Source organism: Paenibacillus sp. PDC88, from assembly GCF_900106725.1.
In the GTDB taxonomy this organism is placed as follows: Bacteria; Bacillota; Bacilli; order Paenibacillales; family Paenibacillaceae; genus Paenibacillus; species Paenibacillus shunpengii.
Map to the genome: position 1 here is coordinate 254,977 of NZ_FNNT01000003.1, position 16,400 is coordinate 271,376.

Here is a 16,400-nt window from a genome sequence, read left to right on the forward strand (position 1 = left end):
AAGTTTTAGTGCATGATGTGGTTCTGCTCCTGATCTCTATTTTCATCAATGTAGTCCCATTTTTTAAGTTTAAGCATATATGACATTCGAATTAATGCCCGGACCAGCATTTGAATACTTCCCAGTATAAATAGACAGGTACCGATCAGCTTAACTTCCGGATAGAACAAGCAGAAGCTGCCGGCAAGAAACAAGAGTGATGTGGCAATTTCGCTAATCATATGCGCGATTTCATAACGATTGCGAATCTGAAGTCTTTTTCTAGATCGGGGTGATCTTCTACGATAGAAATGGAGACCTATCCTTCTTTTCTTAGCATGCTTCTTCTGGGAATGCTCCTGTTTATGTGAGCTGGGCTCCTTCGCCTCTTGATGGTTGTGATTCATGTACGATCCTCTCCTTCTCTGCTTTCCTTACCCGTAGGGGAGAGTTTCAAACGGATGAGCCGCTTCATAAATTTCACTACCTTGCATTATTCAGTACTGAGTGTTAATATTTACCTGTTCACTACTATATAATAAACAGTACTAATCTAAATTTAGTATTTATTTTTAAAATGATGGCCACAGAAAGGAGACCCGAATCTGGTTGAATGTGAATATCCAATTTAAAAAAGGCGCATTAGAGCTGTGCGTTCTTGTACTGATTCACCGTAAAGACCGTTATGGATATGAGCTGGCTCAAGCCGTATCCAGGCATATTGAGATTGCAGAAGGCGCCTTGTATCCCCTGCTTCGCCGATTAGTCGCAGATGGATACTGTACTACCTATCTGCGTGAATCTAACGAGGGGCCTCCGCGTAAGTATTATAGTTTAACGGATTCTGGACTTGCCTATATGCTGAATTTGGAGCTTGAATGGAATGTATTTGTGTCCAGTGTTACCAATCTACTGAAGGAAGGATATAGCGAATGAACAGACGTATGTTTATGACGGCTCTGGAACGCGAGCTTAGACTGCTTGACAAAGGTGAACGGATGGAGCTGTTAAGTGATTACGAGCAGCATTTTGAAATGGGCTTGGCTGAAGGCAAGACGGAAGAAGATATTTCTAGAGAGCTGGGTCATCCAAGAGAGCTGGCGCTGGAAGCCCTCGGTGATCGGTATGCTCCCCCAGCACGGGAGGCCGCTTCACCTAGGTTCAATTACAATAACGCCTATGGTACATCTAACAATGCAGATGTGCCATTCACAGCGAGTATGCCTTATATGACAGAATCGAGATCAAGCCACCGCGCTTTCGGCAGCTTTTTCTCTGCCATCGGCATGTTCTTTCTGAATCTCATCTTTGCCCTGCCGATCTTTGCAACCATATGGTCCGTGTGGCTGGCTATTGCCGTAACATCAGCCGCTGGCGTTCTGGCTCCATTCCTTGCCCTGGCCGACTTTATGTTCCAGGAGAAGCGTGTGATCTGGGCTGAAGCGTCCTTTAGTATCGCCATGCTTGGCATAGGTATCCTGCTCGGCATTTTCTCGCTGTGGGCCGCCAAGAAGCTCGGAATGCTCACACGGAGTTATGTAAGCTGGAATGTCAAAGTGGTGAAAGGAAGGGACCAATAGATGAAGAACTGGTTGAGATTTGGCATAGCCTGCATTGCTGTCGGCGTTGTCGGCATGTCCATTTTCGGATTTGAATTTGGAGATGACCGGGTGGCATATGAGAAAGAGCTCGCATTTTCGGAAGCAGGCATCCATTCACTTGTCATGCGGACGGATAGCAGTACGAATATTAAATTTGTACCGACTGAGGAGGATCAAATTACCGTATTGTTCACAGGCAAATGGCATCAAGATGCCATAGATCGAATTGAACAGACCGCGCCGGAGGGCAGCAGGCTTACAGTGGATACGACAGCGGAGGATTCCTTTCAATTCCTATCCTTTAATCTGGATTTCTCAGACAATCATATCGAGGTTCGGATGCCCGCCGACAAAACGCTAGATGAGCTTATTGTTGACAATATATCAAGCAGTAACGATATTACCGGAGTTAAGGCAAGGCATGTTGCTATTTCTTCAACCTCAGGCGATTTCAAGCTCGAAGATGTTCAAGCCAGTCAGCTGGCCGTAAGTCTCTCGTCAGGCAATCTGGATATGAAGAATGTCATGGCCAAGGACAGTGCAAGCTTCGAGATGATCTCTGGAGATATTGAGCTTGAGGACTTCAGTTCAAGTCAAATTGCAGTAAAGCTCCAGTCCGGTAGTATAGAGGCGGCGGCAATCCAAGGTCATCTGGAGGTCAAGTCCACTTCCGGTGATATTGAAATTGACGATCTGCACGGAGATACCAGCATTGAAGTACAGTCCGGGAATGTGGAAGTCAGTCAATCGGTGATCGGCAACTTAGATATCCGGGCTGTATCCGGCGATGTGGAGGTTATAGCAGCACCTGATTTTGCCGGATTCTATGATGTTCAGGCCGTATCTGGAAGCATCCATGCTCCCGAATCACCAAGAACCGGAACAGAGCTGATTAAAGTGCGCACCACTTCCGGAGATATTCAAATCGAACAGCCGTAAGCTTCAATTAACTTGCATTGAGGCCCGGCAAAAAATCCATACTATATGAATCCACTTCATGAATCAATTCATGATAGCAAGGGAGAGATTAGGTATGGATTTGCAAAGTGGTAAATTATATTGGCCTACAACTGTTGTTCGCCCTCCTTCTTATTCCAGGCTGGAAGAGGATATATCCTGTGATGTACTTATTATTGGTGCAGGCAGCTCAGGCGCACAGTGTGCCAATATTCTGGCTGGACACGATCTATCTGTGGTCGTGGTTGATAAAAGAAAAGCAGGTGCAGGCAGTACCAGCACCAATACGGCACTGATACAGTATGCAGGCGTGAAGAGCTTCGTATCACTGAGCAGCTCCTTCGGTGAAGAGATCGCCGCACGCCATCTCAAGCTGTGTGAGGCGTCCATTAACGATATTGAGCGGGTGTGCGCTCAGCTGCCATTCGATTCAGAGTTTATAAGACGAGACAGTCTGTATTATGCAAGCTTCAAGGAGGATGTCCCTGCCTTAGCGGAAGAACATGCCCTCCTTCAAAAGTACGGGTTTCAAGTTGATCTGTGGAATGAGAAGCATATTTCTGGACTCTACCCTTTTCAAAAGGACGCTGCGCTCTATTATCATAATGATGCCGAGATGAACCCTTTAAAGTTCGTTTACGGGCTTCTGGAGAACATCAAATCTCAGGGAGGGCGCATCTATGAAGAGACAGAAATTGTAGGCAAACGTTTTGAGCAGGATTACGCTGTCTTCTATACCAAGGAACGCCGTAAAATTCGTGCAAGGCACGTCATTATCGCTGCCGGATATGAGGATAAGGATTTCAAGACGGAGAAAAATGCCACTCTGACCAGCTCATATGCTGTCATAACCAAGCCGATTGACGATTTCACCAGCTGGTATAAACGTACCTTGATCTGGGAAACCGCGCGTCCCTATGTATATATGCGTACAACTGCGGACAATCGGATTATTATCGGAGGTATGGATAAAGACACGACCTATACGGCAACAAGGGACTCCAAAATCATGGCAAGCAAGGACAAGCTGATTCAGGAATTTAACAAGCTGTTCCCTGACATGAATGCAGAACCTGAATATTTTCTCGGAGCGTTCTACGGAGGCACGCATGATGGGCTGCCCATCATCGGTCAATACGAAGGTTATCCACACAGTTATGTCATTATGGCCTATGGAGATAACGGGACCGTATACAATGGTGTCTTAGCCAAAATTGTCTCTGACCAAATCGTTACAGGATCAAGCCCTGACCTCGATATCTATCTGCAGAACAGACCGTTAGCCGCCAACTAAGTCAGTGCTTTTTACAGTCCAATATATCATTAGTCAACATCAAAGGGAGACATGCATCATGGATCTGCAGAGCGGCAAATTATACTGGCCAACCACGGTCCGCAATCCTCCTGTTTATCCGTCTTTAGCAGAGGACATTCAGTGTGACGTTCTAGTGATCGGGGCGGGAATATCAGGATCTCTATGCGCCTATCATCTTGCTGAGCGGGGGTTAAAGGTTGCTGTCGTAGACAAACGCAGGATCGGAGAAGGCAGCACAAGTGCCAATACCGCTGTTATCCAGCTATCAGGTGAGAAGAGCTTCGTGACACTGGCCAACCACTATGGTGAACACATCATCTCGCGGCATGTACACCTGTGCTGGGAGGCGCTGAATGAGCTTGAAGACATTTGTATGAAGCTGCCGATTCATGCACAGTTTGTTCGCAGAGACAGCCTGTATTACGCTTCCTCTACAGAAGACATTCCTTCCATTCATAAGGAGTATGACTTCCTGAACAGGCTTGGACTTCCAGTCGAGTTGTGGAATAGGGAGCAGATCAGAGCTGTGTATCCTTTCGATAAACCGGCTGCCCTGTACAGCTACAACGAGGCAGAGCTGAACCCGCTCAAATTCGTGTATGGATTATTGGAGAGGGTGAAGTCTCTCGGCGGCTCCATTTACGGTGAAACAGAAATTACAGGAAGAAGAAAGGATATGAAGGAAGCTGTCTTTTATACGGCTGCTCCTCGCCGGCACCAGATCAAGGCCCAGCATGTCATTATCGCTGCAGGGAATGAGAACCGTGATTTCCAATCGGAGAAGAATGCCGATATGATCAGCTCCTACGCGGTAATCACCAAGCCAGTTCCTGACCTCTCCAGCTGGTATAAGCGCACATTAATCTGGGAAACCGCACGTCCTTATGTCTATATGCGGACAACACCGGACAATCGCGTCATCATTGGTGGAATGGACAAAGATACCACCATCCCTGAGGCCAGAGATACCAAAATCATGCGGAGCCGGGACAAATTGATGGAAGCCTTCCACAAGCTGTTTCCAGATATCCCGGCAGAGCCTGAATATTGGCTTGGCGGCTTCTTGAGCGTAACGCATGACGGTCTTCCCATGATTGGCCGGTATGAAGCGTATCCGCACTCTTATATGGTAATGGGCTATGGCGACACAGCCATACTATATAATGCCGTCTTATCCAGAGTATTGGCCGATGTCATTACAGAGGGCTCAAGTCCAGACCTTAGCATCTATCTCAACACCAGACCTCTTCATACGGACTAACTCCAAAATTCAAGCAGGAGGCAGCCATGGACGAAAGATAGAGTTCGTGGCTGCCCCCTGCTTTATTATTCCTTTAATGTTAGGTCGTTTCATTCACTGAAATCGATGATCGTGGGCATTACATTAATAAATAGTCGGCACCATACCCCCATCCATACGGATCGGCGAGCCTTTAAATGCAGAGGCATAAGGACTGCATATAAATGCAGCTAGTCTGCCAATTTCCAGCGGTCTGATAAATCGCTGAATCTCCGATTGGGGCAGATTTGACGCCATAAATTGTCTCTCCTTTTCCGAAAAAGACATCTTATCGTCAGCATAAATCCCCTCGATGATCTGCTGCACATTTTCGGAGAGCGTTGGTCCCGGCATAATCGTATTGACTGTTACTTCAGTGCCTATCGTTAATTTGGACAGACTTTTCGATAAGGACAGCAGCATCGATTTGGTCATGCAATACTGCGGCATCTGACCTGAAGGCATCACGGCCTCCTCACTCGCAATAAAGATCATGCGTCCAAAATTATTTTTCAGCATTTGAGGTAAATAAAATTTAGACAGGCCGTTGGCTGCAAGTACATTTGTACGGAAATATTTTTCCCAAGTTGCGTCATCCACGTCCTCATATTGCATAATTTCATAGATCCCCATATTGTTAACCAAAATATCCACATGTGGATATTTCTCAAACAGAGTCTCTCTTTGTTTCATATCTACCATATCGGCAGCCGCATTTTGAGGAGAAGTCGTTGGAAATTGCGACCTAATTTCGTTAACGGTTAGTTCTACCTCTTCGTAATTTCTTCCATTAATAAGTACATTCACGCCTTCTCTAGCAAGTTCAATAGTAATGGCCTTCCCTATACCTTTCGTTGAACCCGTGATCAAAGCTGTCTTGTTGTGTAATCCCATATCCATAATGCATTTCCCCTAAAATTGTGGTGACATAGACTCGCAAATCCATCTATGCGATAGGGATTATATTACCTTATGAAGTTAGTCATGTATCTAGCTCAGGGTGTCAAGCTTCTTGCATTACACGCCAATAAATAACTTCTTCCCGCCATTTAAATATTCGGAACGCCAATGAGAAGGGGTGTCCCCTTCCCATTGACGGAAAGCGCGATAAAATGAATTCTGGTCCTCGTAGCCAACCAAGAACGCCACTTCTTTGATCTCGAGCGAGGGATCGGCCAAATACTCGATTGCCTGCTCATGTCTCGTTTGCGTTAATAGCTCCTTATAACTCGTACCTTCCTCATTAAGCCTGCGCTGAAGTGTTCGGTCGCTCATATTAAACTCCTTCGCCACCGTCTGCATGTCGGGCCTGCCTCCCATAAGGCTCCGTTTCATCATCCACTTTACGGTGTCAGTAAGGGAGCGGCGGTGCAGCAGTTCCTCATCCAGCGTTCGATCCATCACCGGGGTCAGGATATCGAGCAGCTCTTCGTTATATGATGTAAAAGGAAGATCCAAGTCCCGTTGCCACAGCGTAATCCGGTTTCTGTCTCTACCTACCCGGACAGGACATCCGAAATAAGCTTCCAATGTCTGCACATTACCCATGGGCTGTACAAATTCAACGCAGCATGCTGTCAATTCACGCCCTGTTCCCCGGCGCCCCAGCTCCAGAAGGTAGGCTAGCGTAATGCCCACCAATACCGATGGACCAGGCGCGTCCGTATGCTGCCACTGCAGCTCGACAATGCAGTCCTCGCCTGCCTCGGTAATACGCAAGCCCTCAGGAGGACACATTTGTTTGTACCTTGCCATGCGGTATAGAGCATCTCGATAATTGCGGGCATGGTATGTCGCCAGCACAGCCGGCGGATATTGTGCGGTTTCGAAGGCTTGGGCAAGTCCAATAATACTTTCGGCAGTATCCCCTGCTAGATCGGAATAAGCCTGCCATATTGCAAAGTACTCGCTAGTGGTGACTTTTGGCTCAGTGATAACCGTAAGCGGCAGTCCCGCTCTGCGAGCTACATCCAGAGGAGCAATTCCTAACGATTTAAGTCCGGACCAGAATCCCGATGGAAATTTAATATGCGCAGCAGTTTGTGATCTCATATACAAGCCTCCTTTTAACTACTGGTTTGGATATATACACATGTATTAATATGGGTTTGCAGTTTAAAACACACATCAGCATACTCTCAAGTCTATTCCTATGTCTACTTAAGCCTAATTCCCTCCCATCAGCTGAGCTAGCACTAATCCTTCTAAAAAAAGACACAAAATTGTCACTTATGAAGCAAGCTGCGTATCATATATCATAACTTTTATGTTGTTCTAAAAAAGGAAGGATGTATGGAATTGCCTAGTAATAAAAAAGAAGGAATGATCTTTGGACTGTTTATGTGTTTTGGAATGGTCCTGATCATGTCACTGTATAACACAGCTTTAGTCGGATTCTCCACATTTCATATCCAGACGTTTGCCATTCAATTTGTCATAACCTTTATTGTCGCGTTTCTCGCAGAGTCTGTCGTGGAACCCAAGGCGCGTAAATTGGCATTATCTCTGCCTTATGATAAATCGAAGCCCATGAACATCATTCTGTCCATTGCCGTGTGTATGGTCCCGATGATGGTGCTCATCATGTCTGTCTATGGCATGATTCTGAAATCCATGATGGTAGGAATCGAAGGTTCTATTTTCACAGCCTACCTCAAAACAGTCGGACTAAATATTATCGTTGCACTCCCTGCACAGCTGCTGATTGTGGGACCGATCTCACGGTTCTTGCTAACGAAGTTTGTTAAACCAGCACCTCATCTTCAGCCGGAGTGAAGCGAATAAATAAGGAAGCAGGCTGCCCTCGGCAGCTTGCTTTTTTTAATACAAATAAAGAGGAGCACCCTCTCTTCTTCTCATCCCAGATTATACTAGACTCAGGTCCAGTATGATTCACTTTCTCAAGACCGATTACAGCTTATAACAAGTATGATAAGATTCTGGTTAGATAAAATTTAGAGGGAAGGAGTGTCTCGCCTTGAGTATTAAAAACAAAGCAAGTTTGTTTGCCCCCCTGCTCATTATCGTCGGTGTGTTCCTGCTGCTGAACTCAGGTAATCATCTCGGAACCGGCTCCATCTTCGCCTATTTCTGGCCGTCCTTTTTCATCATCCCGCTGGGCATCTTTTTTCACTGGCTATATTTCTCGCTGATCGGAAGAGGCATCGGGCTGCTTGTACCTGGAGGGATCTTGCTCGTCGCAGGACTGACCTGCCAAATTGCTATAGTAACCGACAGCTGGATCACGATGTGGCCAGGCTTTATTCTTGCAGTGGCAGCCGGGCTGTTTGAGCTGTATTGGTTTGGCGGCCGAAATAAATATTTGCTGATCCCTATCAACATTCTGACCGCCTTGTCCTTCATCTTCTTCATTGCATTCTCACTTGGCTCCATGCTGAATCAATTCTCTGTTGTCCAGCCCTTCATTGCCCTGATTCTCATCGTAGCTGGAGTATCGGTCCTGTTTCGCCGCAAAAAGAAGCCGCATTTCTATTGATGTCTGACAGATCTCTATCCGGCTATGACTACATATAACATCGGCAAGCCTCTCCCCGTTTTAGGGTGGAGGTTTTTTGCTTTACCAAGCTTGCAGTCACGCTGCGGGCTTTTTTTCTGCAGAAAACCGTCCTTTATCTGGTGTTTTTTCTTCTAACCATCCTGTTATTCCATATAATGAGGTTGGCACCTGATCCCTCTTTGGGGTAAAATTTATATTTGGTACTTCCTGCCTTAAATTTGAATTTTTATCAAGTAAACTTATAAACGAATTCATGATCAATTTGAGCTTGCTCAATCAGAAATGGTGGAAACAGAAAAACATGATGTACACAGACTGGCTATATTGGCTATTCGTACTCGCAGCAGTTGTCCTGTACTATATCAGCCCTCATCGGATTAGACCGCTTGTTCTCATTGCGGCAGGGATTTCATTTTATTCCTATTATGCAGGCTCCTTTGTCCTACTGCTGCTCGCAGAGGCGATCATCGCCTTCCTGTTGATTCATAGATCGATTAAACATGGTAAACGCTGGATCTATCCTGCGGCCATTCTTCTAATCGTCATTATACTCGGGTATTTTAAGTACGGCAGCCGGCTTGGCAGCATGGTGAACAGCTTATTTGGGTTTATACACGAACCTTCCCTGCCTACCGTAGATGATGTCATACTGCCGCTGGGGATTTCTTACTTTACCTTTGAGCTGATTCATTATGTCATTGAGAAGAAACGTGGAAATCTGCCGCAGCATAAGCCTGTAGGCTTCCTGGCATTTCTCTTCTTCTTCCCGACGATGGTGGCTGGTCCGATTAAGCAGTTTCAGCAGTTCTACCCTCAGCTGACCGCCGCTTTTCAATGGAGTCATGTTCGAATCGGCGTACTGCGTATCGGGATTGGATTATTCAAAAAGCTGGTGCTGGCCGCATCTCTTGACATTCTTGCTCAGCCTGTTTATTCGCCTGAAGGAATCAGTGGCACGGACACATGGACATTATGGGTATCGCTGATTGCCTACACCTTTGTTATCTATTTTGATTTCTCGGGCTACTCTGATATTGCAATCGGGACGGCACGTTTATTCGGCATCGTTATACCAGAGAATTTCCGCAATCCCTATCTGGCCCGCAGCATTGCCGAGTTCTGGAACCGCTGGCATATCTCGCTGGGCTCCTGGCTTACTCGTTACGTCTATTTTCCACTCGGGGGAAGCCGTGTATCCAAATCACGGATTTATGTAAACCTGATGTGCACGATGACCGTGTCCGGAATGTGGCATGGAGCAGCCTGGCACTTTGTAGTTTGGGGGATGTTTCATGGTGTGATGCTCTGTATTCATCGATTCTTTATTAAGGAAATTAAGCCCCTTATGAGGCCCGTACCGGTCTGGCTTAAACCCGGAACGACACTGCTTGCCATTGGAATTACTTTTTTTGGCGTTACCCTGAGCCGGGTGTTCTTCGTGCTGCCCGTATCGGATGGAATGGATTTAATGCTAAGACTATTCGGTCTTGGCTCCTGAGAGTGAGGATGTAAGATCATGTTAAACAAGCTTCCTATCAAAAAACTGGCCCTGGCAATGCTGGCTCTCGCTGTCCTTGGTTTATGCGCGATAACCTTATGGGCCGGCAATGCTGTGGAAGAATCAGAGCAAGCGATCGTAACCTACGCTGAAGAAGAGCTAAGGGTGCCTGCATATGATTCTATTGTATATACACCGCTGTGGATTGAGCATTTACAGGCGCAGCCGGATGACCATAAGCCATGGGTCGGACTGTTCGGAGCTTCCACCGTGTACGGAACCACCGTAAGAGACAGCAGTAACACGACCTCCGGCGTGATGCAGGTTCACCTGAACGACAAGCGTGTGCTGAACCTCGGATTAACGGGGGCTCGGCTGGCCGAAACGTATGCCATCCTCGCCTCTGTCATCGATGAGGTGGATTATGTAATCTATGAGATCAATTACGGCATACTTCCACTGACAGATAATGATCCAGAAGTAACGGTATACCCTTCATTGCTCAGCAAGCTGGATCAGAATATTCCGAAATCGTGGCTGCGTCATTCTCCTGCCAAGAACGAGGAGTCCGTACCTAACGCCGTCCACGATTTCATGACAACCGAAATATTAAGCCATTGGCCGCTGTATCATGACCGCGATGTATTAACTTATCGCCTGCTATCTACACGTACTTCACTTGAGAAGCTGCGCAGGGAGGTAACTGCGGAACGGAATGAAAGACAAGGCATCGTAACACCTTACACACCACCGTATACACCCTATGAGCAGCTTTCGGCAGAGCAGCAGGCGGGCATCGTCAATCATTTTACCAATCTATATACATGGAGCAAGCCATTTCATGCAGAGAGCAGCTTCGGACTGACCCTGATGAACAAGACCCTCGATTTGCTGGACAAGCATAGCAAGCAGGCTGTCTTCTATACGGCTCCACTGGACAAGGATCTGATTACACGGCACAACATGCTGAATTGGACAGACTATTTTACGGTTATGGGGGCCTACCAGGAGCTCATTGAATTCCGCGGCTATCCCTTCATTGAATTCAATGCGGGGGGAAGTAACCTGATACCACATGAGTTCTATCACGACTCTTCCCACATGGTAGATGAAGGAAGTCGAATCTTCGGGGAAATCTTATACGAAAGGCTGTTGCCATATGGAATTACAGCGCAGTAAAGCGCGGACAGAGCCCAATATCTTGGATCTCATTCCCCGCGCAGCTCGAATCGCAGCCTATGGATTGATATCCATTGCGGGTGCACTTGTAATTATCGCCGTCGTGCTGGGGATCATCTTCTTCTCTGGAGAATCAACGGAATTTATTTATATGAATTTTTAACGACAACGACAAAGGTCTGACCCTGTACAATGCAGTGGTCAGACCTTTTACATGTTGATAACCTTTAATAGGAGATATTCACTTATAAGACTTAATAGATACTCACAAATTCATCCACAGGCTTTCTATATCCCCGCGGTCTTATTTTCTCCTCATCCGCTTTGCCGAGCGTAATCATCATAACGGGAATAAGGTCCTCCGGGATATTTAGCAGTGATACCAGCTGCTCATCATCGTAACCGATCATCGGACAGGTATCCCATCCCATATCCTTCGCAATCAGCATGAGCTGCATCGCTGACAGGCTCGCATTACGAATCGCCTCATCCCGCTGGAAGGAAGGCCCTCTCGTCTCATACATCTCGATCACACTGCTTGTCTCCAAGTCGTATTCTGTTTGTGTCATCATGCCAAGTGCGAGCATTCCTTCGTACAGTCGTTTCACCTGCTGATAAGCCTTGGTATCCCCGAGCACGATAATGACTGCGGAGGAGGTCAAGGTCTTATATTGGCCGGATGCTTCATAGGCCTTCTGCTTGTCCTCCGGACTCTGAAGTACCAGATAATTGGCATGCTGCAAGTTAAACGCCGAAGGAGCAAATTTATTGATCGAGAACAGCTTCTCAAGCTCTTGTTTGCTAATCACTGCTCCTTCCTTAAACTTCATAGCGGAACGCCTTTCTTTAATTACCGTCTGCAGCTCTCCCATTGTGTTAACCCTACTTTCTTAAATTAAGATTCATATGTATCCACAAGCTTGTATTTCATTGAATCAATTTCATAAATCATTAACCAGGTGGATTTGAAGCTATATACCCTTGTTTGAAGCAGCTCAAGGTATTATGAAATTAATCCTATTATATATTATTTAGTAAGTGAAAATAAGTATGTATAATAGATTACTCTTGATGGATAAGAAATTTGATAGATAGCCATTGATCAAAATAGCAGCTTAAATTTGTCATATACAATAATTGCATAATTATTCAGTTGTTAGAGAGAGAAAAAGACCTGTTATCCACATGTGGATAACAGGTCTTCGTATTTAAGCTTATTTCGGATGCATTTTGAACTCCAGGAATAAATCATTGTAATGGGACAGCATCCGTCTGCCCAGGTTATCGTAGACCTCCAGCTTCCCGGTAAGCTCTTCATCTGGATAGAATCGCTCATCTCCAGAGATATCCTCAGGCAGCAGCTCAAGCGCTGCCGCATTCGGCGTTGAATAACCGACGTACTCTGCATTTCTTGCCCCATTCTCGGGATCCAGAATGAAGTTGATAAACTGATGTGCTCCCTCTATGTTGCTCGCTGTCTTCGGGATCACCATGTTATCAAACCACAGGTTCGAGCCTTCTTGCGGAACAACATAGTCGAGCTTCTCATTCTCGCTCATGATTTCGGATGCGTCACCAGACCAGACGAGACCTACCGCGGCCTCCTCGCCGGCGAGGAGCATCTTGATCTCATCCCCTACGATAGCCTTGACGTTGGGAGTAAGGGTGGACAGCTTCGCGAGTGCTTCCTGCAGATGGTCTTCATTGGTATCATTCAGTGAATAATGCAAGCTGTTGAGTCCCATCCCAATGACCTCTCTTGCCCCATCCAGAAGCAGGATCTGATTCCTCAGACTCGGATCCCATAGATCGTCCCAGCTCTTGAAGGTGAGATCTGTCAGCTCCGGATTGAACACAATGCCCACCGTCCCCCAGAAATAAGGAATAGAATATTCATTGCCAGGATCAAAGGACAAATCCATAAACCGTTCATCGATATACTGCAGGTTCGGTATTTGAGAATGATCCAGCGGAAGCAGGAGATCATCCTCCTTCATTTTACTGATGGCATATTCAGAGGGTATCGCAATATCATACGTCGTACCTCCCTGCTGAATCTTCGTCATCATCGCCTCATTGGAATCAAATGTTTGATAGATGACCTTAAGTCCGCTCTCTTCTTCAAACTCCGTAATCAGCTCAGGATCGATGTAATCGCCCCAGTTATAGATCGTAAGGGTGTTGCCGCTAGAATAGCCTTCACTGGAGTTGAGAACCGATGTAAGGTACATCAGCAGAAACGCGACGATCAGCACCACACTGAACGTCTGTACCAGCTGCTTCATGGTCTCAGCCCCTTTCCTTGAAGCTTGGCCTGCCGGGTGTTAATGAAGTAATAGCCAATAACAAGCACAATGGTAAGCAGGAATAACAGCGTCGACAATGCATTGATGGAGAGCGATACCCCCTGCCTTGCACGTGAGTAGATCTCAACCGAGAGTGTTGAGAAGCCATTGCCTGTAACAAAGAACGTCACAGCGAAGTCATCCAGTGAGTAAGTCAAAGCCATAAAGAATCCGGCAAAAATCCCCGGTTTAACAAACGGCAGAATGACTCTTGTCAGTACATGCCAGCCAGAGGCACCTAGATCTCTTGCTGCGTCAATTAGCGTTGGGCTCATCTCCTGCAGCTTAGGAAGCACCATCAAGACAACAATTGGCACACTGAACGCAATGTGGGACAGCAGCACTGAGCTGAACCCGAGCTGAATGCCCAGCATTGTAAAGAAGATCAGGAAGGAGGCACCGATAATAACATCCGGGCTCACGATAAGCACGTTATTAAGTGAGAGCAAGGTATTCTTGCTGCGCTTGCGCCGAACCTGATAAATCGCAAGTGCACCGGCAATTCCTAATATGGTGGATACTACCGCGGATAGCAGCGCAATAACAAACGTATTCAGTACAATAATCAGCAGCCTTGTGTCTGCAAACACTTCTTCATACCATTCGAGTGTGAAGCCTTCAAAGTTCTGCATCGTTCCACCACTGTTGAAGGAGTAGAAGATCAGATAGAAGATTGGCAGGTACAGTATGGCGAAGATAATAAACAGATACAGATTAGAGAGCTTACTATTTCTTCCCATGAGGCACACCCCGCTTTCCTTGACCGCTGATGAACATAATTGCGATCATAATAATGATCAGGAAGACGGCAATGGTGGCTCCCATTCCCCAGTCCTGTGTCACGAGAAAATGCTGTTCGATGGCTGTACCCAGCGTGATCACACGGTTACCTGCAATCAGTCTTGTAATCATGAACAGTGATAACGCGGGAATAAAGACAGCCTGTATACCAGCCTTCACACCACTTAAGGTCAGCGGAAAGATCACCCGCCGGAACGTGGTAAAGGGCGATGCCCCCAAATCTCTTGCTGCGTAGATGAGAGATGGATTAAGCTCCTCTATTGCGTTAAAGATCGGCAGAATCATAAATGGAATAAAGATATAGACCGAGACAAAAATAAAGCTGAAATCCGTAAACAGAATTTGCTGTGTTCCAATTCCAATCGTCTCAAGCAGCGCATTGGTGAACCCATACGTTCCAAACAGCCCAATGAACGCATACGCCTTCAGCAGCAGGTTGATCCAGCTTGGCAGAATGACCAGCAGAAGCCACAGCTGCTTATGCTTCGTTCGAGTCAGCAGATAGGCGGTCGGATAAGCGATCAGCAGCGAGAAGATCGTAATGAGCAGCGCATACCAGAACGAGCTCAGTGTCATTTTTAGATAAACCGGTGTAAAAAACTTGGCATAATTCTCAAATGTGAACTGTCCTTCAACATTAAAGAAAGAGTAGTACAGGATCAGCAAAATCGGGGCAACGACGAACAGCACGATCCATAGCATATAAGGGATCAGGTAGAAGTTGCGGGTTCCCATGCTACGATTCATAGCTTACTCCTTGTCCTTGAATTCCTTCGGACAGATCGCCATAGGATTCAAGACGCTTGTCGAATTCCTCCTCTGTCTCGCCAAAACGCATGACGTGGATCGCCTCCGGGTCGAAATAGAGCCCGATGGTCTCTCCAACAACAGCACGCTTCGTAGAGTGCACGAGCCACTCGTTCCCTGCATCATCATAGCTGGAAATTTCATAGTGGACTCCGCGGAACAGCTGAGAATCTACGCGTACCTGGAGCTTACCATGGTCGGCCGTCGTAATCTCGAGATCCTCTGGACGAATGACGATCTCAATCGGCTCGTCCTTCTTAAGTCCTTTGTCCACACATTCAAATATCTTGCCTGCAAACTCGACCCGATAGTCCTCCTTCATCTTTCCAGCCACAATGTTGGACTCTCCAATGAAATCAGCGACAAATCGGTTAATCGGCTCATCATAAATATCGATCGGTGTACCGCTCTGCTGAATGACACCTTCGTTCAGAACGAAGATCTCATCGGACATGGCAAGTGCTTCTTCCTGATCATGCGTAACAAAAATAAAGGTAATGCCCAGCCGCTGCTGCAGCTCACGCAGCTCATACTGCATCTCGGTACGAAGCTTCAGATCAAGCGCTGACAACGGCTCGTCCAAGAGGATGATCTCCGGCTGATTGACAATGGCACGGGCAATCGCCACACGCTGCCGCTGACCGCCGGACATTTCTGTAATTTCCCGGTTCTCGTAGCCTGCAAGGTTGACGAAGCGAAGCGCTTCGCTGACCTTCTCCTTGATCTGAGCATTTTTCATCTTCTTGATTCGAAGACCGAACGCTACGTTCTCATACACATTCAGATGAGGGAAGAGTGCGTAATCCTGAAACACCGTGTTAACCTGACGTTCATGCGCCGGGACCCGGTTAATAATGCTGCCGTTAAAATAAATATTTCCTTCAGACGGCTCTGTAAAGCCGGCTATGAGTCGAAGAATCGTCGTTTTTCCGCAGCCAGAGGGTCCAAGCAGGGTGTAGAATTTACCTCTCTCAATTTCAAAGCTGACCGATTTAAGGATCGGATCGTCGCTATCATATTGTTTTGTGACGTTCTCAAACCGGATGATAGACTCCTGATTTGTCATGTAATAAAAAACCTCCTTTTTTGAGGGGATGTGCCTTGCGCCTTCGAGTTCATTTT

General features: G+C 46.6%; 18 protein-coding genes. 10 read left to right on the forward strand and 8 right to left on the reverse strand.

All coding sequences use genetic code 11. The features are described from left to right. Positions 1-5: 5 nt before the first annotated feature. A complete protein-coding gene (locus BLW49_RS11690) occupies positions 6-386 on the reverse strand; it encodes a YrhK family protein (protein WP_083656012.1) in 381 nt (126 codons plus the stop codon). A 202-nt stretch (positions 387-588) separates the two neighbouring features. Between BLW49_RS11690 and BLW49_RS11695 the strand changes: the two genes are divergently transcribed. From BLW49_RS11695 to BLW49_RS11715, 5 genes are all read left to right on the forward strand, one after another. Then, positions 589-915: a PadR family transcriptional regulator gene (locus BLW49_RS11695; protein WP_047911339.1), complete on the forward strand. Its 327-nt coding sequence runs from the start codon at positions 589-591 to the stop codon at positions 913-915. Continuing rightward, the gene (locus BLW49_RS11700; protein WP_090724764.1) at positions 912-1,559 is read left to right on the forward strand and encodes a DUF1700 domain-containing protein; all 648 of its coding nucleotides are present in this window, start codon (positions 912-914) and stop codon (positions 1,557-1,559) included. Before BLW49_RS11695 ends, BLW49_RS11700 begins: the two co-directional genes overlap by 4 nt. Then, the gene (locus tag BLW49_RS11705; protein ID WP_090724766.1) at positions 1,560-2,519 is read left to right on the forward strand and encodes a DUF4097 family beta strand repeat-containing protein; all 960 of its coding nucleotides are present in this window, start codon (positions 1,560-1,562) and stop codon (positions 2,517-2,519) included. It begins immediately after the preceding gene. A gap of 94 nt (positions 2,520-2,613) precedes the next feature. Further along, positions 2,614-3,831 (forward strand): NAD(P)/FAD-dependent oxidoreductase, encoded by a 1,218-nt coding sequence (locus tag BLW49_RS11710; RefSeq protein WP_090724767.1) that lies wholly within the window; start codon positions 2,614-2,616, stop codon positions 3,829-3,831. A gap of 58 nt (positions 3,832-3,889) precedes the next feature. Further along, positions 3,890-5,113 (forward strand): NAD(P)/FAD-dependent oxidoreductase, encoded by a 1,224-nt coding sequence (locus BLW49_RS11715; protein ID WP_090724769.1) that lies wholly within the window; start codon positions 3,890-3,892, stop codon positions 5,111-5,113. A 123-nt stretch (positions 5,114-5,236) separates the two neighbouring features. On the opposite strand, the gene BLW49_RS11720 is transcribed toward BLW49_RS11715, so the two are convergent. Together BLW49_RS11720 and BLW49_RS11725 are read right to left on the reverse strand one after the other, a co-directional pair. Next, positions 5,237-6,031 carry an SDR family NAD(P)-dependent oxidoreductase gene (locus BLW49_RS11720; protein WP_090724771.1) on the reverse strand — a complete coding sequence of 265 codons (795 nt, stop codon included), beginning with the start codon at positions 6,029-6,031 and terminating at the stop codon, positions 5,237-5,239. Positions 6,032-6,148: 117 nt separating this feature from the next. Next, a complete protein-coding gene (locus BLW49_RS11725; protein ID WP_090724772.1) occupies positions 6,149-7,183 on the reverse strand; it encodes an AraC family transcriptional regulator in 1,035 nt (344 codons plus the stop codon). Positions 7,184-7,429: 246 nt separating this feature from the next. Here BLW49_RS11725 and BLW49_RS11730 point away from each other — a divergent pair, with 246 nt between their 5' ends. The 5 genes from BLW49_RS11730 (at position 7,430) to BLW49_RS11750 (ending at position 11,488) form a co-directional block, all read left to right on the forward strand. Then, a complete protein-coding gene (locus BLW49_RS11730; RefSeq protein ID WP_090725078.1) occupies positions 7,430-7,906 on the forward strand; it encodes a DUF2798 domain-containing protein in 477 nt (158 codons plus the stop codon). Positions 7,907-8,108: 202 nt separating this feature from the next. Further along, the gene (locus BLW49_RS11735; protein ID WP_177178720.1) at positions 8,109-8,627 is read left to right on the forward strand and encodes a hypothetical protein; all 519 of its coding nucleotides are present in this window, start codon (positions 8,109-8,111) and stop codon (positions 8,625-8,627) included. A 322-nt stretch (positions 8,628-8,949) separates the two neighbouring features. Then, complete coding sequence (locus BLW49_RS11740) at positions 8,950-10,146, forward strand: MBOAT family O-acyltransferase (protein WP_090724774.1); 1,197 nt, start codon at positions 8,950-8,952, stop codon at positions 10,144-10,146. Positions 10,147-10,164: 18 nt separating this feature from the next. Then, complete coding sequence (locus BLW49_RS11745; RefSeq protein ID WP_090724775.1) at positions 10,165-11,325, forward strand: hypothetical protein; 1,161 nt, start codon at positions 10,165-10,167, stop codon at positions 11,323-11,325. Then, positions 11,306-11,488, forward strand: a complete 183-nt coding sequence (locus BLW49_RS11750) for a hypothetical protein (RefSeq protein WP_090724777.1) — start codon at positions 11,306-11,308, stop codon at positions 11,486-11,488. The genes BLW49_RS11745 and BLW49_RS11750 overlap by 20 nt, the downstream gene beginning before the upstream one ends. A gap of 91 nt (positions 11,489-11,579) precedes the next feature. Here BLW49_RS11750 and BLW49_RS11755 read toward each other — a convergent pair whose 3' ends face one another. The 5 genes from BLW49_RS11755 to BLW49_RS11775 form a co-directional block, all read right to left on the reverse strand. Then, entirely contained in the window at positions 11,580-12,197 is a 618-nt protein-coding gene (locus BLW49_RS11755) for a nitroreductase family protein (RefSeq protein ID WP_090724778.1), read from the reverse strand. A 342-nt stretch (positions 12,198-12,539) separates the two neighbouring features. After that, on the reverse strand, positions 12,540-13,610 hold the full coding sequence (locus tag BLW49_RS11760) for an ABC transporter substrate-binding protein (RefSeq protein WP_090724780.1): 1,071 nt from the start codon (positions 13,608-13,610) through the stop codon (positions 12,540-12,542). Continuing rightward, the gene (locus tag BLW49_RS11765) at positions 13,607-14,410 is read right to left on the reverse strand and encodes an ABC transporter permease (protein ID WP_076314402.1); all 804 of its coding nucleotides are present in this window, start codon (positions 14,408-14,410) and stop codon (positions 13,607-13,609) included. The genes BLW49_RS11760 and BLW49_RS11765 overlap by 4 nt, the downstream gene beginning before the upstream one ends. Continuing rightward, on the reverse strand, positions 14,397-15,218 hold the full coding sequence (locus tag BLW49_RS11770; protein ID WP_256209727.1) for an ABC transporter permease: 822 nt from the start codon (positions 15,216-15,218) through the stop codon (positions 14,397-14,399). The genes BLW49_RS11765 and BLW49_RS11770 overlap by 14 nt, the downstream gene beginning before the upstream one ends. Next, on the reverse strand, positions 15,208-16,344 hold the full coding sequence (locus BLW49_RS11775) for an ABC transporter ATP-binding protein (protein WP_090724781.1): 1,137 nt from the start codon (positions 16,342-16,344) through the stop codon (positions 15,208-15,210). Before BLW49_RS11775 ends, BLW49_RS11770 begins: the two co-directional genes overlap by 11 nt. Positions 16,345-16,400: the final 56 nt, after the last annotated feature.